General features: G+C 43.4%; 14 protein-coding genes. 10 read left to right on the top strand and 4 right to left on the bottom strand.

The window, feature by feature from the left end; genetic code table 11:
* Window positions 1-19: 19 nt before the first annotated feature.
* From AC1DP6_RS11940 to AC1DP6_RS11930, 3 genes are all read right to left on the bottom strand, one after another.
* On the bottom strand, window positions 20-583 hold the full coding sequence (locus AC1DP6_RS11940; RefSeq protein ID WP_477055008.1) for a TetR/AcrR family transcriptional regulator: 564 nt from the start codon (window positions 581-583) through the stop codon (window positions 20-22).
* Between the two features lie 126 nt (window positions 584-709).
* Window positions 710-1186, bottom strand: a complete 477-nt coding sequence (locus tag AC1DP6_RS11935; RefSeq protein ID WP_477055007.1) for a hypothetical protein — start codon at window positions 1184-1186, stop codon at window positions 710-712.
* A 277-nt stretch (window positions 1187-1463) separates the two neighbouring features.
* The gene (locus AC1DP6_RS11930) at window positions 1464-2210 is read right to left on the bottom strand and encodes a hypothetical protein (RefSeq protein ID WP_477055006.1); all 747 of its coding nucleotides are present in this window, start codon (window positions 2208-2210) and stop codon (window positions 1464-1466) included.
* Between the two features lie 371 nt (window positions 2211-2581).
* Between AC1DP6_RS11930 and AC1DP6_RS11925 the strand changes: the two genes are divergently transcribed.
* From AC1DP6_RS11925 to AC1DP6_RS11880, 10 genes are all read left to right on the top strand, one after another.
* On the top strand, window positions 2582-3106 hold the full coding sequence (locus tag AC1DP6_RS11925; RefSeq protein ID WP_477055005.1) for a dihydrofolate reductase family protein: 525 nt from the start codon (window positions 2582-2584) through the stop codon (window positions 3104-3106).
* Between the two features lie 140 nt (window positions 3107-3246).
* Window positions 3247-3804 (top strand): sugar O-acetyltransferase, encoded by a 558-nt coding sequence (locus AC1DP6_RS11920; RefSeq protein ID WP_477055004.1) that lies wholly within the window; start codon window positions 3247-3249, stop codon window positions 3802-3804.
* Window positions 3805-4213: 409 nt separating this feature from the next.
* Entirely contained in the window at window positions 4214-5812 is a 1599-nt protein-coding gene (locus AC1DP6_RS11915) for a vitamin K epoxide reductase family protein (protein WP_477055003.1), read from the top strand.
* 117 nt (window positions 5813-5929) lie between these two features.
* Window positions 5930-6151: a hypothetical protein gene (locus AC1DP6_RS11910; protein WP_441575183.1), complete on the top strand. Its 222-nt coding sequence runs from the start codon at window positions 5930-5932 to the stop codon at window positions 6149-6151.
* Window positions 6152-6242: 91 nt separating this feature from the next.
* The gene (locus AC1DP6_RS11905; RefSeq protein WP_477055002.1) at window positions 6243-8093 is read left to right on the top strand and encodes an ABC transporter ATP-binding protein; all 1851 of its coding nucleotides are present in this window, start codon (window positions 6243-6245) and stop codon (window positions 8091-8093) included.
* A 144-nt stretch (window positions 8094-8237) separates the two neighbouring features.
* On the top strand, window positions 8238-8627 hold the full coding sequence (locus tag AC1DP6_RS11900; RefSeq protein WP_477055001.1) for a VOC family protein: 390 nt from the start codon (window positions 8238-8240) through the stop codon (window positions 8625-8627).
* A 180-nt stretch (window positions 8628-8807) separates the two neighbouring features.
* Window positions 8808-9368 (top strand): RNA polymerase sigma factor, encoded by a 561-nt coding sequence (locus tag AC1DP6_RS11895; protein ID WP_477055000.1) that lies wholly within the window; start codon window positions 8808-8810, stop codon window positions 9366-9368.
* Window positions 9369-9448: 80 nt separating this feature from the next.
* A complete protein-coding gene (locus tag AC1DP6_RS11890) occupies window positions 9449-10489 on the top strand; it encodes a FecR family protein (protein ID WP_477054999.1) in 1041 nt (346 codons plus the stop codon).
* A 96-nt stretch (window positions 10490-10585) separates the two neighbouring features.
* Window positions 10586-13807: a SusC/RagA family TonB-linked outer membrane protein gene (locus AC1DP6_RS11885; RefSeq protein ID WP_477054998.1), complete on the top strand. Its 3222-nt coding sequence runs from the start codon at window positions 10586-10588 to the stop codon at window positions 13805-13807.
* Between the two features lie 11 nt (window positions 13808-13818).
* On the top strand, window positions 13819-15207 hold the full coding sequence (locus tag AC1DP6_RS11880; RefSeq protein ID WP_477054997.1) for a RagB/SusD family nutrient uptake outer membrane protein: 1389 nt from the start codon (window positions 13819-13821) through the stop codon (window positions 15205-15207).
* Between the two features lie 605 nt (window positions 15208-15812).
* On the opposite strand, the gene AC1DP6_RS11875 is transcribed toward AC1DP6_RS11880, so the two are convergent.
* Window positions 15813-16652 (bottom strand): DUF5018-related domain-containing protein, encoded by an 840-nt coding sequence (locus tag AC1DP6_RS11875; RefSeq protein WP_477054996.1) that lies wholly within the window; start codon window positions 16650-16652, stop codon window positions 15813-15815.
* Between the last annotated feature and the right edge of the window lie 18 nt (window positions 16653-16670).

Here is a 16670-nt window from a genome sequence, read left to right as displayed (position 1 = left end):
TTTTCAAATAATCAAAAAATTAGTGGATCATGTTTTTCATAATTTTTCTTACGCTCTCCAATCCCTGGGTACTTCTGGCGATGGTAGCATTTACCGTGGCGCCTTCTACCATGAAAAACAAATTGTCTGCAAGCTGCTTCCGGTTGAGAGGACCACCATATTCGATCTGCCGGAATAACCCGTTCAAAAGAGAACGCTGCTTTTCTTTGTACGCTTCCACTACCTCCAGTACATTCAGGTCGCTAACACCCACCTCGGATACAATTTTAATAAAAGGACACCCTGAAAAATCAGATTCCTGCTGTTGCCTGATCCGGTAATCTATAAACTTAAATATCTTTTCCTCCGGAGTGGTGGCACCCTTACTGAAGGTTTCAAATCCCTCCAGCCATTCCTCTTCCTGTTTCCTGAGATAGGCCAGCAATAAGGCATTCTTCGACGGGTAATGATTATATAGGGAGCCTATTGCAATGTCTGCTTCTGCAATAATCTGGTTGATACCTGTTTGGTTGTACCCTTGTCTGTAAAATAAAGCGGATGCAACCTGCAGTATCCTGTCATTGACTTTTAATTTCTTCTGCATAATTGTAAAATCAGCTCAAATGTAAAGAAATATTCTAAAAATAGAGTGATCTATCTAAAAAAGAGGGTGCCTTAAAAAAGGCACCCTCCAGGTAAATAGATTTTTAATAGCTGAACCCTGATGGAATTACCATCTTAAAGTCGCCAGAACATCTTCATCAGTATCATCATTAGGATCGTTTGGATTGGGCGAAATATGTGCAGTTAAGCGATACTGATCACCCGCGTAAAAAATCACCGATGTTGTTCTGTAAGTACTTTCTCCGGGGAATGTAGTATACCTCAGCCAGGTACCCTTTGTCAGGTTCTCAATAATAACATATGGCTGCTTTACATCGTGCCATAATGGAATATTCAATGTCAGTGTTACCGTTCCATTAACAGGCGCTATAAACACAGCACTTCTGTAAGGATCGTTTGGCAGGTCATCTTTTTTAGCGGCAACAAAAACCTGCCCGGTTGCTTTTACCTTTGCGTCTTTGTTTTCAACCGCTGCATCGGGCGTTGTTTTGTTGAGCAGCTTAACTGCATTCGATTGCGCACTTAAAGTAAAAGATGCCAATACAGCCATGCACAGGGAGAGATGTTTTACAATGTTTTGCATTTTGTTCGGGTTTTATTTTCGGATAATTAATAGCAATCTTCATCTCTCACTCAAAAGTCTTGATGTCAATAGGTTTCGGAAGGCAGAACAGCTGGGTCGGTATACGCTACATCTATTACTCTGTTCACCTGCTGCAGTAAATATAGTATTAAATCCATGCGGCACATCCGCAGTAATATGGCATAATGATTTATTAATGTGACAGCGAAGTGCTCATCATCGCAGAAACAGGGGATTCGCCGGGAAAATAACGAAGCAAAGTAATCAAGTCCGGGGGTTAATACATATCATCCGCACGTTCTTCTTTTGGCTTCTCTTTCACCGCATTAAATTCCTTTAAACCAACGTAGGCATCCACGACATTGATTTTTGGTCGGCCTACAAAAGCGCCCATGCCAATGCTGCATTTCACGAAATATACTTTTCCCGGCCGGATGTCGATTGACACTTCATCCCGTGATTCTGTACGTGCAGATATTTTGGTAAGACCTGCTTTACTTACTTTAACGAGGCACCTGGAATTGTTTTTCGCGCGGCATACAACTGAATCATCCAACATTACATTATAGGGAATAGCGGCCCCCATAGAAGATCGGGAACGATATATATACAACAGGGCATAGGAAGCGGTATCCGGAAGCAATGTACTCAGGATGGTATCCAAAGCCTTGATTTTCTCAGCCTTCAGGTCGGAGAGATTGGCATGATAGTAAATTTCTCCAAACAGGCGGTAACAGGTGCTGAATCCGTCGGGAGATTTCAGCTCAGTGATCCTGACAATATTGCCACCTGCTTTTATAGCCTTGGCTTTCGCCTCCTCCAGTGTATGTTCATATCCACAGTTCATTTTAAAACCGCCGTCAGTTACTTTTACGCTCCCCACTTTCCTGGCACCCTCCGGCACAATATCTTCCTTGTCGATAATTAATACCTCCGTAGTATCTGAAAAGCTGCCGGCATGGACTGGTATGTAAATGCTGAACAGGAGCAGAAATACAATGACAGATGTTGAATATAGTTTCATGCGTACAGGGATTGAAATGCTGGTATAGTCTGATAATTACCGGTGCATGATGCTGCTTTCCGGAAATACAATATTAAGAAATTATGGTTAACACAATGGCATAACGTAAAATTCCCGGCAGCGCAAGTATAACAGCCAATATAATACCTGAAAGGATTTGTGCCGGCAATATCCTGGATAATGGTCTATAAGATGCATAAATAAAATACCGGCACAGTCCATCATTGTGTCGCAAATCTCCCGAAGAATGTCGCGTATAGGGTGCACATCATCTATCTAATCAAAGTATTTTTGCTTTACAAAAGCTTCTTTGTTATAATATTATTTGATAAAACAACGATAACAATAGTCATCACTATAAAACTTACAAGATGAAAATCATCGTTTACCTCGCTACTTCCGCTAATGGAATGATCAGTAATAACAGAAATGTACCAGATTGGCTATCGCAGGAATACGGACAGGGATTCATGGCCATCAGCCAACGTACGCAAGCCGTCATCATGGGAAAAACAACTTACAACATCCTGTCGCCTGACTACCTCCCGCTAAAAGATGGCGGTTCGCTGGTGGTATTAACACATGATACCCAGGCAACACCCTCCCAATCCAATGTGTTGTTGACCAGTGATAGTCCGGAAAAAATCATTGCGCAACTCACCGCTAAAGGGCATACCGAAGCAGTGATCATCGGCGGCACACAAACAGTAGACGCATTTGTTAAAGCAGGATTGGTAAATGAAATCATCCTGGTAGTAGAACCTGTGCTCTTTGGCAAGGGATYACCCTTAGTGAATGAGGCGGATTTTGAATGTAAATTGTCGCTGTTGGACGTAAAAAAATTAAACGGCGATACCATTCAATTACATTATGAAGTGAAAAACATCCTGATTTAACCGTTTACTCATCATCCAAAGATCTCTTCAATGATAGTAGAAATACCGTTATTGCAACTTTATTGCAATAATAAATAAGAAGAAGGAAAATCATTTTTCAGGACTTCTGCCTACTATTAGACTAAAGAAAATAACGAATAATGAATGATGATCGTACCAGGATAATTAACAATAGAACACCGGAATCAGCGGCCATGGTGGCAAACGTAAAACGAGCAATGGCCATCACCAGCAAGCTTAACCGCTTAACGTTCGATGATGCTGCCGAAATTCGCGCACTATTTAGTGAACTAATCGGTAAGAAGGTAGACGAAGGCTTTCTGCTGCTCCCGCCATTCTATACTGCCGGCGGCAACGAAATCTGTGTCGGGCATAATGTATTTGTTAATCAGAACTGCACTTTCTATGACCTTGGCGGACTCGACATCGGAGACGATGTACTGATCGGACCCAACGTGAGCATCATCACAACAGGTCATCCCCTTAGTCCCTCGCAGCGCCGCACCACCACCATCGGAAAACCCATCGTGATTGAAAGAAACGTCTGGATCGCAGCCGGCGCAACCATCATCGGCGAAGTAACGGTAGGCGAAAATTCGGTAGTAGCGGCGGGCTCGGTAGTCACTAAAAACGTTCCACCCAATACCCTCGTCGGAGGAAATCCGGCGCGCGTTATTCGCTCAATTGGCGATGACTGAAGGAGCATTCGTCAGTCATCATAATTAAACAACAAGCGCTTTGTATAAGCCTTTTTTTCATACAATGTTCATTATATAATAATGAAAAAAAACAGGGTGAATTTCTGCAAAAAAGTAGTTAATATAAGACTAGGGAACCGTTAGGTGAAGCCCTAATTTTACATCCGGAAAGCATGTACTCAAAGTAATTATTTTTTAAGGTCTCAAAAAAGGAATGTAAATACATAATATTTAAAACTGCCATCTTATGACTATCCCCGCATGATTGTTTGATAACTAACCATCGTGCATTTTGTACCCGTTCAAAATATCCCTGTACTCATTTTAAACAAATCAGTAATCTACCCTATTTTAAAACCGGGCTATCTACTGCCATGCCCGGGAAAATAATTCTATAGCATACATTACTATGAAAACGAATCAACAGATTGCGGCGTTTGAACAAACCGCCTATAATTGGCTGAGTAAGATTGGCATTAAAGTAAATCAGCGTTTCATTACCCAGGAAATGCAGTCCCATCCTGACTATCCATCCCTTGTTTCCCTCATCGATTTTCTGGATTTGGGCAAAATGGATTATGATGTAGTGCAGAGTGATCATACACATATTAGTCTGTTCAACTACCCTTGCCTGGCCCATGTCATGGAAGACAGCGGCTCCTCACATATGATACAGGTAGATACCGTCAATGATTGGCATCAACAGGAACAGTTAAAGAAAAAATGGACAGGCATCGTACTGTTGGCCGGTAACCGGCCATCATGGAGTTATGATGAAAACACCCGACTGATCAGGCAAAGTCGTTCCATAAAAACATTATCTGTTATGGCTGTTTTACTATTGCTATCAGCCTTCGTGTATGTAACTATTCCTGCTTTCAATCCAATAAATACAATCTGGGGACTATTATCCCTCACCGGCCTGGTGATCAGCGTAGGCGTACTTTCTGTAGAGATGGGTATGCAGGTAAAAGCGGTAAAAGAAGTGTGTAATTCGGTAAGCCCTTCTGGTTGCGATGCGGTACTAAGAAGTAATTACTCCAAAGGAATTGCAGGCATTTCCATTGCAGATGCCTCCATATCTTATTTCATAACACAATCCGGGTTTTATCTTTTATCCAACTGGCAGCCTGCATTACTACATACTGCACTGCTCCTGTCAATACCAGTAATAATGGTAGCCGGATTAAGTTTATATGCACAACAATTTGTACTGAAAAAATGGTGTATAATCTGTCTGGGTATAGTGGCCGTACTTATTACACAGTCCGTGCTGGCATATCTGTCTGTAGCTCCGGTTATCAATAGTTTCAGGATGTCAGTCCCTTATGTCATCTCTTTCTTTGTAGCCCAGGGAATAGTGTGTTATTTTCTCCTGGGGCTAAAAAATTTCGTAACGAATATCAGGGAAAGGTTGATGCAGGCTACAGAATTACGGAGATGGAAAAAAAATGACTCGCTTTATCTATATCAATCCAACCAAAGACCTTATGTGGATTGCACTACCTGGGATCAGGAACTGATGCTGGGTAACCCCCAAGCCCCGGTACAAATAACAATAGCCTGTAATCCCTACTGTGGACCATGTGCAACAGCACATAAGATCATTGATGAATTATACGAAACCTATAAAGAAATACTTTGCATAAAATTCCGTTTTCTTTTCCCTATCGACAATCCGAATAATGACCTCACAATAGCCGTGAAAGCTATTTTACAAAAAAACATGCAGATACCCGGTGATGAGGAACGCGCCGCTATGTTGTCTGATTGGTTCAAATGGATGGACCTCAAAAAATGGCAGCTAAAATGGTGGCCGATACCTGATGTAGATGTAGATGACCTGTTGAAGGCACATATCCACTGGATGGACAACGTAGCAAAAGTAAAAGGTACCCCTACCTTTTTTATTAACGGACGTCAGCTACCACGTAATTATGTCATACGCGATATGTTTCAGCTGATCCCGTCATTGGCAGCGTCTTTCAGCGCTACAGTGGAACAGTAAAATAAAATCATTTTATCATAAACTAAGTTGTGAGAAAGACTGCTTCTCACAAGTACCATGCTGCAATTTGCAGTCTTGCAGCATATTATTTCTCTTATATTAAAAAAACGAAGAAAAATGGAAACAAAACATGCATTTGGCAAAAGCCTCAACAGAAACGATTTAAGAGCCATCAATGGTGGTGAAGCAGCAGATATCAGCTGTTCTTTATTTAACGCTGACTGCGTACCTCCGTATGGTCCGAGTGGTCCTAATGGTAACAACTGCGGTTACGCCGGCCCATCTAACTTAAACTGTTTCTGTGCTTATGCAGGTAGCTGCCAGCCTAACAGATGGTAAGTAAAACCTGGTGATGATTGTGAAAGGGGCTGATGTAAAGTCAGCCCCTTTTTCAATGCTATACTTCACAAAATATCTTCAATCCAATTGCATGAATTTCTGGCGCAAGTTGTTTCAAAGATCATTGTCTGCTAAAGATGATTTAACTTATAAAGAGCGGTTGCTGGCATTGCGTAACCTGCCACCATTCTTCAGAATGGTGTGGCAAACCAGCCCCTGGCTTACTATTATTAATACATTACTACGTATTGTACAGTCGGCAGTACCATTGGCCATGTTGTATACAGGTAAACTGATCATTGACCAGGTAGTATTATTGAGCCGTCCTGAAACCCATCATCCGCAGCACACCTTATGGCAATGGGTAGCGCTGGAACTGGGATTGGTGATATTGTCTGACTGCATGGGCAAAGTGATCGGGTTAATGGATACTTTACTGGGGGATTTATTTGCCAAAAATACTTCTGTTAAGATCCTGGAACATGCATCCATACTTGACCTGGATCAATTTGAGGAGGCTACATTTTATGACATGCTGGAACGTGCCCGGCAACAAACCGCAGGACGTACGGTATTATTATCACAAACATTAGGTCAGGTACAGGATAGTATCACGATGGGGTTTCTTATAACAGGATTGGTCATATTTAATCCCTGGCTGATATTGCTATTGCTGATAGCCGTTATACCCGCTTTCATCGGCGAATCTTATTTCAACAATAAAATGTATGCACTTTACTTTGGGCAAACATCAGAACGGCGGGAGCTGGATTATATCCGCTTCCTGGGGGCGAGTGATGAAACGGTCAAAGAAGTAAAAATATTCAGCCTGTCCCGTTTCCTGATAGACCGTTTCCGTGATTTATCCAACAAATTCTACCGCGACAGCCGTAAATTATATATACAGCGGACTTCCTGGAGCGCCGTGTTTGCGCTGTTGGGCAGCGCAGGTTATTACGGGGCCTATGTACTCATCATCTTCCGTACCGTAAATGGCCAACAGTCAATCGGTGATCTCACTTTTATGGCAGGTTCTTTTATGCAATTGAGGGGCCTGTTACAGGGTGTTTTAGGCAGATTCACTACGATCATGCAGGGGGCAATTTACCTACGCGACCTGTTTGATTTTCTCGCGATCAAACCACGGATGGTCATAGCTCCTGATCCACGACCATTCCCCCACCCTATTCAACATGGGTTTACCTTTGAAAATGTAGGTTTCAAATATCTTAATACGGACAAATGGGCTAACCGTCATCTGAACTTTACCCTGCATGCAGGTGAAAAACTAGCACTGGTAGGAGAAAATGGCGCCGGTAAAACTACACTTGTAAAATTACTGAGCCGGTTGTATGATCCTACAGAAGGCCGCATTTTATTGGATGGGTACGATCTGCGGGAGTATGATCCTGCTGAATTGCGGATGCAGGTAGGTATCATTTTCCAGGATTTTATTCAGTACCAGATGAGCGTTGCACATAATATCGCGATTGGCGATATCCGGGAAAAAGAAAATCATGCATTAATTGTTGCTGCGGCGAAACGAAGCATGGCACATATTTTTACCGAGAAACTACCAGGGAAATACAACCAGATGCTGGGTCGCCATTTTAGTACCGGTGTGGAACTATCCGGAGGCGAATGGCAAAAAATTGCACTGGCCAGGGCATATATGAAAGACGCACAACTCCTTATACTGGATGAGCCTACTGCGGCATTGGATGCCCGGGCTGAATACGATGTTTTTCTCCGTTTTGCAGACCTCACCAGGGGTAAATCTTCCGTACTTATTTCGCACCGATTTTCTACAGTACGTATGGCCGACAGGATACTGGTGCTGGAAAAAGGACAATTGATAGAAATCGGCAGCCATGAGGAGTTACTGGCTAAAGGCGGACATTATGCCGAACTATTCCATTTACAGGCACAGGGGTATCGTTAAGTGATGTTGAAGCATCTCTATCTTTATTCTATTAAACTTCCTCTCAAAAAATGTATTTTACATATCGATAAGTCAGCCCGGATAAAAGCATGTACAGCGCAACACACTTTGATATACCCGCATGAAGTAGCAAAAGATAATACTATGACAAAAATTGACCCGATAATAGCCGTAAAAGATGTTGAAGCCAGCTCCCTGTGGTATCAGGAGCTATTCAATTTTAAAAGAATACACGGTGGAAATGAGTTTGCTGTTTTAGTATCAGAAAATGATGAAATTGTGCTCTGTCTTCACAAATGGGGAGAACATCATCATCCTACAATGACTAATCCGGACATACCTCCGGGAAATGGGTTAATACTTTACTTCAGGACAAACAGTATGGAGGCCATACGAGCCAAGGTTGAAAAAGCAGGTAGTGCTATTGAAGAAGATATTCACTTAAATACAAACTCATTAAAAAAGGAATTTTCGCTCAGAGACCCGGATGGATACTATTTAATAATCACTGAGTTTCACAAATATGAAGGTTAAGGTTAAGTATAAATAGCTTTTCGGTTTTCCGGAAATGGCGGTTTTATAAAAATGACCAGCAACGGCAGAGCAATGCTTACTGATAATCATTATTTAATATCCCTCCACCTATACTTTATATCTTCAATTGTACTTTTGTTTGTCGGGAAACGCTATCGATCAAATAAAACAGGTACCATTTTGACTTCCTTTTTGAACTCAGCTGAGGTGATGACATTTGATAAGATCTATCATCAATATCACCATGCAGTTTTTAAGAACATCTGCCGGCTTGTTGACCGGCACGACATTGCGGAAGATATCCTGCAGGAAGTATTTCTCAGCTTCTGGAACAGCCGGCAAGAACTGGATTTGGCCCAGGGAGCGGGCAATTGGCTGTTTGTGGTCAGCTATCATAAGTCCTTACAATATTTAAAAAAGGCAGCTGTTGAAAAAACAAAACTGGCCGCCTATCCTTCCATGCTCGATATAATGGAAGACGATAGTGCCGACCTTCGGGAAAGCAGACTAACCCTGATTGACGAGGCTATAGAAAGTCTTTCCCCCCGCAAAAAAGAAGTCTTCCAGCTATGCCGGCTGGAGGGAAAAACAGCCAGTGAGGCTTCCCGTATCCTTGGAATTTCACATCATACCGTAAAAGAATACTTACAGTCTTCTTCCTCCTCCATACGTTCCTATATTGCCTCCAATCAGGCAACAATACCGGTTTTGGGAACACTCTTCCTGACGGTATACCTGTAGTCTGTTTTTTTGTTAACAATTCCGTAACCTCCGCCTACCCCCTCTTTTTTCCTACTTCCTGCTTTTTATACTTGAAAGACATGAAACACATCATCGCACTCATACAGAAAATAAAAGAGGGAAAAGCTACGGCAGCCGATGTGGCACTCCTGGAAACGTTATTGGAGCAGGAAGAGGATGCGTCCTTGCGGCAATCGTTGCGTGAAGACTTTGATAGAGCAGTAATGACTGGCGAGCAGGTGCTCACACCGGAAAAAACTGCCGGCATATTAATGCAGCTCCATCACAAAATGGAAGCACAACAAATGCCATCTGCTACCATACAACACTTGCCGGTGTTTAGCAGGATACTCCCGTATGCGGCAACTGTAGCGGGATTGATACTGCTGGCTGGCCTGAGCAGGATGTATTACAACAACCTGCAAAAAAATGGGCGTAACAATATGCCGGTGGCGCAGCATCTGAAATTCATACGCAACACTACCGGGAAAGCGGTCATAATCACTTTACCGGAAGGCTCTCAGGTTACCATGGAACCAGGTGCAGCATTGACATTCCCGGATAACGCCGTACGAAATATTACGCTGCAGGGGAAGGCTAACTTTAAGGTGAATGCCAACCAAAACCACCCATTTACGGTATACGCCGGCAATATCATCACAATAGCATTAGGCACATTGTTTACTGTAGACGCACAGATCCCTCAGCTGGTCACCGTAAAACTGGAAACAGGTAAGGTGCTCGTGCGAACAAAAGATGGCGCCACTAAAGAAGATATTTATTTGTCACCGGGTGAGAAATTTCATTTTGATAACAACTCGCATCAGTATTCAGTAGCACAAACCAGTACTACCGGGATACATACAGAAAAAACATCTGTTGTAAAACATGCAGTACTCATAGAGTTCAATAACGCGCCATTACATACAGTACTCGGTAAACTACAAACTGCTTTTGGTGTAACCATCCACTATGAACAAAGCGATGTGGATAGCGCGTATTTCACCGGACAAGTGTTGAAAACGGATTCACTGCGTAATATCCTGGAAGTCATTTGTCAGCTCAACAATCTGGAGCTTACGCCGGGAGAGGGAAATATGTCAATCAGGAAGATCAGATAAAATCCTCCATCTATAGTTATATCATGCTTTAACATGTGCACCCGGTGCACGTGGGGGGCCATCTATTTTTAAACTTTAACTAATACCTGTCAAAAAATGATCAGACTATTAAAAAGGTACTGCTGTGTGCTTTTAATGCTAATCTGTGTCCTACACGCCCACTCGCAGGATTCGAACGTCGCTGTTACCATTAAAGGTAGTGTAATGAGTGAAGGTGGGCAGCCACTGCCCGGCGTGTCTGTGTTGGTTAAGCAACGCAATGGCAACGAAAAACTACATGCTACAACGGATGAAAAAGGATTTTTCCAACTCCCGGGAATGAGACCTGGTTTGCTGTATGATTTTACGTTTAGTTTTATCGGTTATGAAAACAACCTGTTAAATGGTTTCCAGGTAAAAAACAGCAACGGCAACCTGTTGTTGATCCGCATGAAAGAGGCCAGCAAAGGATTAAATGAGCTGGTAGTAGTAGGTTATGGTACAAGGACAAAAAAAGAACTGACAGGTGCCGTTTCCTCTCTCCGTTCATCTGATCTGAAACAACAGGCAGTGACTTCTTTTGATCAGGCACTGGCAGGTAAAATGGCCGGTATCCAGGTAATGCAAACCAATGGGGCGCCAGGTGGCAACGTATCTATCCGTGTACGTGGCGTAGGTTCCATCAGTGCCGGTAATAATCCGTTGTTTGTAATAGATGGCGTACCTATTACCAATGATACCCGAAGTGCCTCTCCCGGCGTAAATAATTATCAGCAGCCTTTCAATCCGCTGGCATCTATTAACGTGAATGATATCGCCTCCATCGATGTACTGAAAGACGCCGCTTCGGCTGCCATCTACGGTTCCAGGGGATCTAACGGCGTAGTGCTGATCCGTACCAAAAAAGGAGAAGCAGGTAAAATAAAGGTAAGTTATGATGGCAGCTATGGCCTGCAAAATGTAAATAAACATGTAGATGTACTGAACGCCTATGATTATGCCAAGCTGGTATATGAAGGACATAACAATGCATACCTCGATGCCGTACCTGGTGGTAAACCAACAGATCCTAACAGCGTAAGGCCCAGGAACCCATCTACCTGGATTCCGCCGCAGGTACTGCCTTACCTGGAAGGTAAACCCGGACTGACCAACACTGACTGGCAGAAAGAAATTTTCCGGCAGGCACCAATGCAAAGTCACACGATAAGTGTAGCCGGAGGAAGCGAAAGTCTTTCTTATTATTTTTCCGCCAACTATCTTAACCAGGATGGTATCGTCATCAATAACAACTACAAGCGCTATTCCAGTCGCTTCCGCATTGATGGCGGCTCCGGTAAATTCCGCTTTGGGGTGAACATGACGCCCTCTTATACAGATAACCATGTCGTAAATGCAGAAGGTCCCTGGTTTGCGCCCAACTCAGGCGTGATCGCACTGGCGCTCGGTTATGCGCCTATTTTCCCGGTACGTAATCCAGACGGCACCTTTGCGGATTCTGTAAACGTTTGGGGCTATGGACAAACCAACCAACTGAACCCTGTTGCGGTGGCTTCCCTGATAAAAGACAGGATTAAAAATTTCCGTCTAACGGCTAACGCCTATATGGAATATGAATTCTTTCCAAATCTGAAATACAGGATCACGGCAGGTACAGATCTGAACAGCTTCCGCAGGGATTATTACCGGCCTTCTACTTTGCCGCTGCCCTCCGGCACCTTACCTTCTGTAGCTACCGGTTTTTCCAATACGGATATGTATACCAACTGGCTTACGGAACATACACTTACCTATAATAAAACTTTTGGTAAACATAAATTAGACGTGTTGGCCGGGTTTACGGTACAGAAAGAAAACCAGGAACACAATACCCTTACCGCCAACAACTTTCCCACAGATATCGTTACCACCCTAAACGCAGGTCAGGTCAATGCCGGCAGCTCCAGCACCGAGCAGTGGAGTCTTAATTCCTGGTTGGGAAGAGCGCAATACAGCTATGCCAACAGATATTACCTGACAGCATCCATAAGACGTGACGGTTCATCGCGCTTCGGTACCAACCAAAAATGGGCTTCCTTCCCCGCGATATCTGGCGCGTGGCAGATTTCCAACGAACCATTTTTCAAAAACGTAAAATCTGTCAGTTCACTGAAGCTCAGGAGCAGCTATGGTCTTACAGGGAACTTCCAGATTCCCAACTACGGATCGCTGGCACAAATGAGCAATGTAAACAGTAATTATATCCTGGGTAATCAGGCACAGGTAAACGGAGTATCCATTACCAGTCCGGCCAATCCGGATCTTACCTGGGAGAGTACGGCCAGTTTTGATCTTGGGTTGGAACTGGGCTTGTTTAATGACCAATTGAGTTTCACCGTAGATTACTACAATTCCAACACCACGAAACTACTCCTTAATCTGCCTGTTCCCGGTGCATCCGGCTTTAGTACTTATCTCCAGAACATAGGAGCAGTAAACAATAAAGGGGTGGAAATATCGATGTCTTATAATAAAAAAATCGGGAAAGACTGGCAACTGGAAGGAAATGCAAACATTGCTTTTAACACAAATAAAGTGACCAGGCTGGGACGTTCAGGCGCGCCTATCATTGCTACAGGCGGCACAGGCAATACTTACTTCATTACCAGGATTGGAGAAACCATAGGTTCTTACTATCTCTATGTGGCAGATGGAATTTACAAGGATCAGCGGGACCTGGACAATTCCGCCAAAACCAGCAATCCTACACATGTAGGCGACCTCAAATTTAAGGATATCAATGGCGATGGTAAGATAGATGCCAATGACAGGGCTATTGTGGGGAGTTCCCAGCCTAAATATATTTTTGGCTTCAGCAATACAGTCCGTTACAAAAACCTGGATCTAAGCATTTCTATACAAGGTAGCCAGGGTAATAAGATACTCAACCTCTTCCGACGCTATATCGCCAACGTAGAGGGCAATTTCAATAATCTGAGCGAGGTAAAGGATCATTATGTTTCTCCGGAAAATCCGGGCAATGGCGTAGTAAACCGCGCCAACAGACTGGCTACCGGTGGTAATGGTATCACTTCCTCCTGGCATGTGGAAGATGGGTCTTACGTTAGAATAAGAAATATTGCACTTGGCTATAACTTCCCAACGACAATATTTAAAAGGGCTGGCATTTCATCTGCCAGGATTTATGGCGCCGTCCAGAATCCGTTCACTTTCTCCAAATATTCTTTATTCAATCCTGAGATCAGCAACCGCACGGAAAGCGCGCTTACAGCCGGGGAAGATTACGGCTCCTACCCGCTGGCCCGTACTTACATGATTGGTCTTAACGTCAATTTTTAATGCTACAAACCATGAGAAAATATAAACTTTACCTTCCGTTACTGGTATTAATTTTTGCCTCCTGCAAAAAAGAATTCCTGGATCTCAATCCTATTTCTACCATCGCACCAGGGCAGTTTTTTAAAACCGCCGGTGACGCGGTAACGGCTGTAAATGGCTGCTATGCTTCGCTCGCGCAGAGTAGTCAATACGGTGCTACCTTTGAAGTATTGATGGAAGCGCGTGCCGATAATTTTACAGATCAGGACCCATCTTCTAATGCAGGACAGAACTATCAAATTAACCGCTATTCAGATAATCCCGGTAATACCAACTTTTACAACGCCTGGGTAGGTGTATATAACAGCATCTTCCGCTGCAATACGCTGTTAGCCGCTATAGATGGTATCAGCATGGATGATGCACTAAAAAACCGTATCAGGGGAGAAGCACGTTTTATCCGCGCATTGGATTACTTTAACCTGGTGAGATTATGGGGCGCTGTGCCGTTGTTAACCACTGTCACAGATCCTGTTAATGCGGTGAACCTTAAACGTGATGACGTAGGCGCTATCTACAAACAAGTGGAAGAAGATCTCATTTTTGCCGCTGCCAATCTGCCGGCAGCATATACTGCTACGGAATCAGGTCGTGTTACCAATGGAGCAGCCAAAGGATTATTGGGAAAAGTATATCTCTACCAGAAAAAATATGCGGCCGCTCAAACAGTACTGCAGGATGTCATCAATAGCAAAGTGTTTATGCTATTGCCTAAAGTGGCCGACGTATTCAGCACCACCAATAAATACAATGCAGAAATATTGTTCGCGGTACGCTATGCAAAGGGAATTGTTAGCCAGGACCATGGTTTCTGGTACGCCAATTCACAAACGATCACCGTTGATACCACATTAGTGAAAGCATATGATGATGGAGATCTGCGCAAACCTTTGTCGGAATCTGTCAAGCCAACCGGCAATGCCAACATCATGCCTCGTAAGTTCCTGGACGACCCCGTTAACGGCAATGCAGGCAACGACTTTCCTGTACTCCGTTTTGCGGATGTACTGTTGATGCAGGCGGAGATTCTCAACGAACAAGGATATAATGCTACAGGTGATGCCTTTACTTACCTGAATATGATACGTACCCGTGCCGGCCTGACTAAACCACTAACAGCCTCCGATCTTCCGGAACAGGGTAGTTTCCGGCTTGAAGTATACAAGCAACGCCGCCTGGAGCTGCCATTTGAATGCGACCGCTGGTTTGACCTGATACGTACCAACAGAGCCGTTTCAGAGATATTGGCAAATAAAAAAGTAACGGTGCCTGCTTTTCGTCTTCTCTACCCCCTTCCACAGCAGGAAATAGATATCATGAATAATAAAGTCACTTTCCCGCAGAATCCGGGATATGATTGAGGAAACAACTGAAGCTATTTAAATGAAAGGGGCCAAATGTAATTTTGAGCCCCTCTTTTGTTGCTATAACATATTATATCACGCGATGTAGTTATCATTCCAGATAAATGATTTTATTAAAACAACATCTATAACCCTTAATARAAGCTATTCTTATGCTAAATCAATATCCTCTGGCTTGCGCAAAATCAACTTCCCGCTACAAAATTTCAAACGCTTGAATAACAGATGCTTTTTTTCCATTACAATTTTCACTCTTCTTGCTGGTTAAAATTTTCTGGTCTGGCTTAAATATCTGTACGAAAATCTGAACCCAACAGGTAAGAGCCCCCTGATTTTGTTACTTCTTTGGCTTTAAGAAGTCTCACGGTTCGGCAAATATCGTCACGATACTAACGCAAATAATTAAAGAGATGCTGCAAAACGTGATTAAGAATTTTATCTTTTCACAGCTGTACCACTAAAAACAAAAAAACCTTGTAGAATCAGCTTCTACAAGGTTTCAATTACGTCCGGATATTTACTTTTACTCCTGATGGTGATCCCCTTGCGGTCACCACCTATCCTCGTATATGCTTAATGGTATCATCAAAAAACAGAAACAATTATGGCTTTAATGTCAGAATGGTATTGAACCGTCTCCAGTTCGCCGGGTTACCACCACTATAGTAATAATAATACAAGGTAAACCGCCTGTTCACCGGATCATAAGTGGATGCCGGCGTTGCTTCCTGTTGTATTGCCACTGCTGCATCAGGGTCGCTGGAAATAGTCACGGTGTTATCATTGTTCACTGTGATAAAGTAGGTGATCCCGGCATTATTGAAATACCAGTACCCGGCGGTAGCCTTCAACTTGTTCGGTCCCACGGTGATCAGATCCTGCACATAATCTGCCGGACAAGTCTGCAACCCGGCAGACGCATGATTGAGCGTGCCACTTTCGGTATAACTACCTTCCCACTTGTTCACAACCGGTAGCGGGGAAATTGATATCACCCAGGTCCTTTTATCACCATTCGCCGCCATCACCTCATACTGCACAGGCTGTGTAAAATCGCCGGGCTTTCCCAGGGCGGGCGAAGATCCAATCGGGCTTATAATGGCCGCTTCCGGAATATTCGCATAGCCCCATATTTTACTCAGGGTTACCTTAGGCTTCTCGTTCCGCGGAAAACCGGCAGGGAAAGATGGATTCACATACACCGTGTCTTTGGAGATCGTTACTACCCTGCTTAACTGCACTGTCTTCGCCAGAATACGCGTATTTTCCTGTGGTGTGCCCTTGTTATCAACAACGGTATCAATATACTTGTAGTACAGGTTAAAATCGCTGATGTTGTTTAAAGAAGAATTATTCATCTCCGGTAAGTCCTTCTTCAAACAGGAGGTCATCACCAGTGAACCAAGTGCTATGATAATAAAATTGAGATATTTGCTTTTCATACTAAACGAGATTGAATT

It is taken from the genome of Chitinophaga sp. 01L420, assembly GCF_056399985.1.
This window is presented reverse-complemented; position numbering and strand designations above follow the sequence as displayed.

Bases quoted from the DNA above. Each gene is read 5' to 3' on its own strand.
- AC1DP6_RS11880 (WP_477054997.1), top strand. From the start codon at position 13,819: ATGAGAAAATATAAACTTTACCTTCCGTTACTGGTATTAATTTTTGCC.
- AC1DP6_RS11920 (WP_477055004.1), top strand. From the start codon at position 3,247: ATGAATGATGATCGTACCAGGATAATTAACAATAGAACACCGGAATCA.
- AC1DP6_RS11875 (WP_477054996.1), bottom strand. From the start codon at position 16,652: ATGAAAAGCAAATATCTCAATTTTATTATCATAGCACTTGGTTCACTG.
- AC1DP6_RS11885 (WP_477054998.1), top strand. From the start codon at position 10,586: ATGATCAGACTATTAAAAAGGTACTGCTGTGTGCTTTTAATGCTAATC.
- AC1DP6_RS11890 (WP_477054999.1), top strand. From the start codon at position 9,449: ATGAAACACATCATCGCACTCATACAGAAAATAAAAGAGGGAAAAGCT.
- AC1DP6_RS11930 (WP_477055006.1), bottom strand. From the start codon at position 2,210: ATGAAACTATATTCAACATCTGTCATTGTATTTCTGCTCCTGTTCAGC.
- AC1DP6_RS11915 (WP_477055003.1), top strand. From the start codon at position 4,214: ATGAAAACGAATCAACAGATTGCGGCGTTTGAACAAACCGCCTATAAT.
- AC1DP6_RS11905 (WP_477055002.1), top strand. From the start codon at position 6,243: ATGAATTTCTGGCGCAAGTTGTTTCAAAGATCATTGTCTGCTAAAGAT.
- AC1DP6_RS11940 (WP_477055008.1), bottom strand. From the start codon at position 583: ATGCAGAAGAAATTAAAAGTCAATGACAGGATACTGCAGGTTGCATCC.
- AC1DP6_RS11900 (WP_477055001.1), top strand. From the start codon at position 8,238: ATGACAAAAATTGACCCGATAATAGCCGTAAAAGATGTTGAAGCCAGC.
- AC1DP6_RS11910 (WP_441575183.1), top strand. From the start codon at position 5,930: ATGGAAACAAAACATGCATTTGGCAAAAGCCTCAACAGAAACGATTTA.
- AC1DP6_RS11935 (WP_477055007.1), bottom strand. From the start codon at position 1,186: ATGCAAAACATTGTAAAACATCTCTCCCTGTGCATGGCTGTATTGGCA.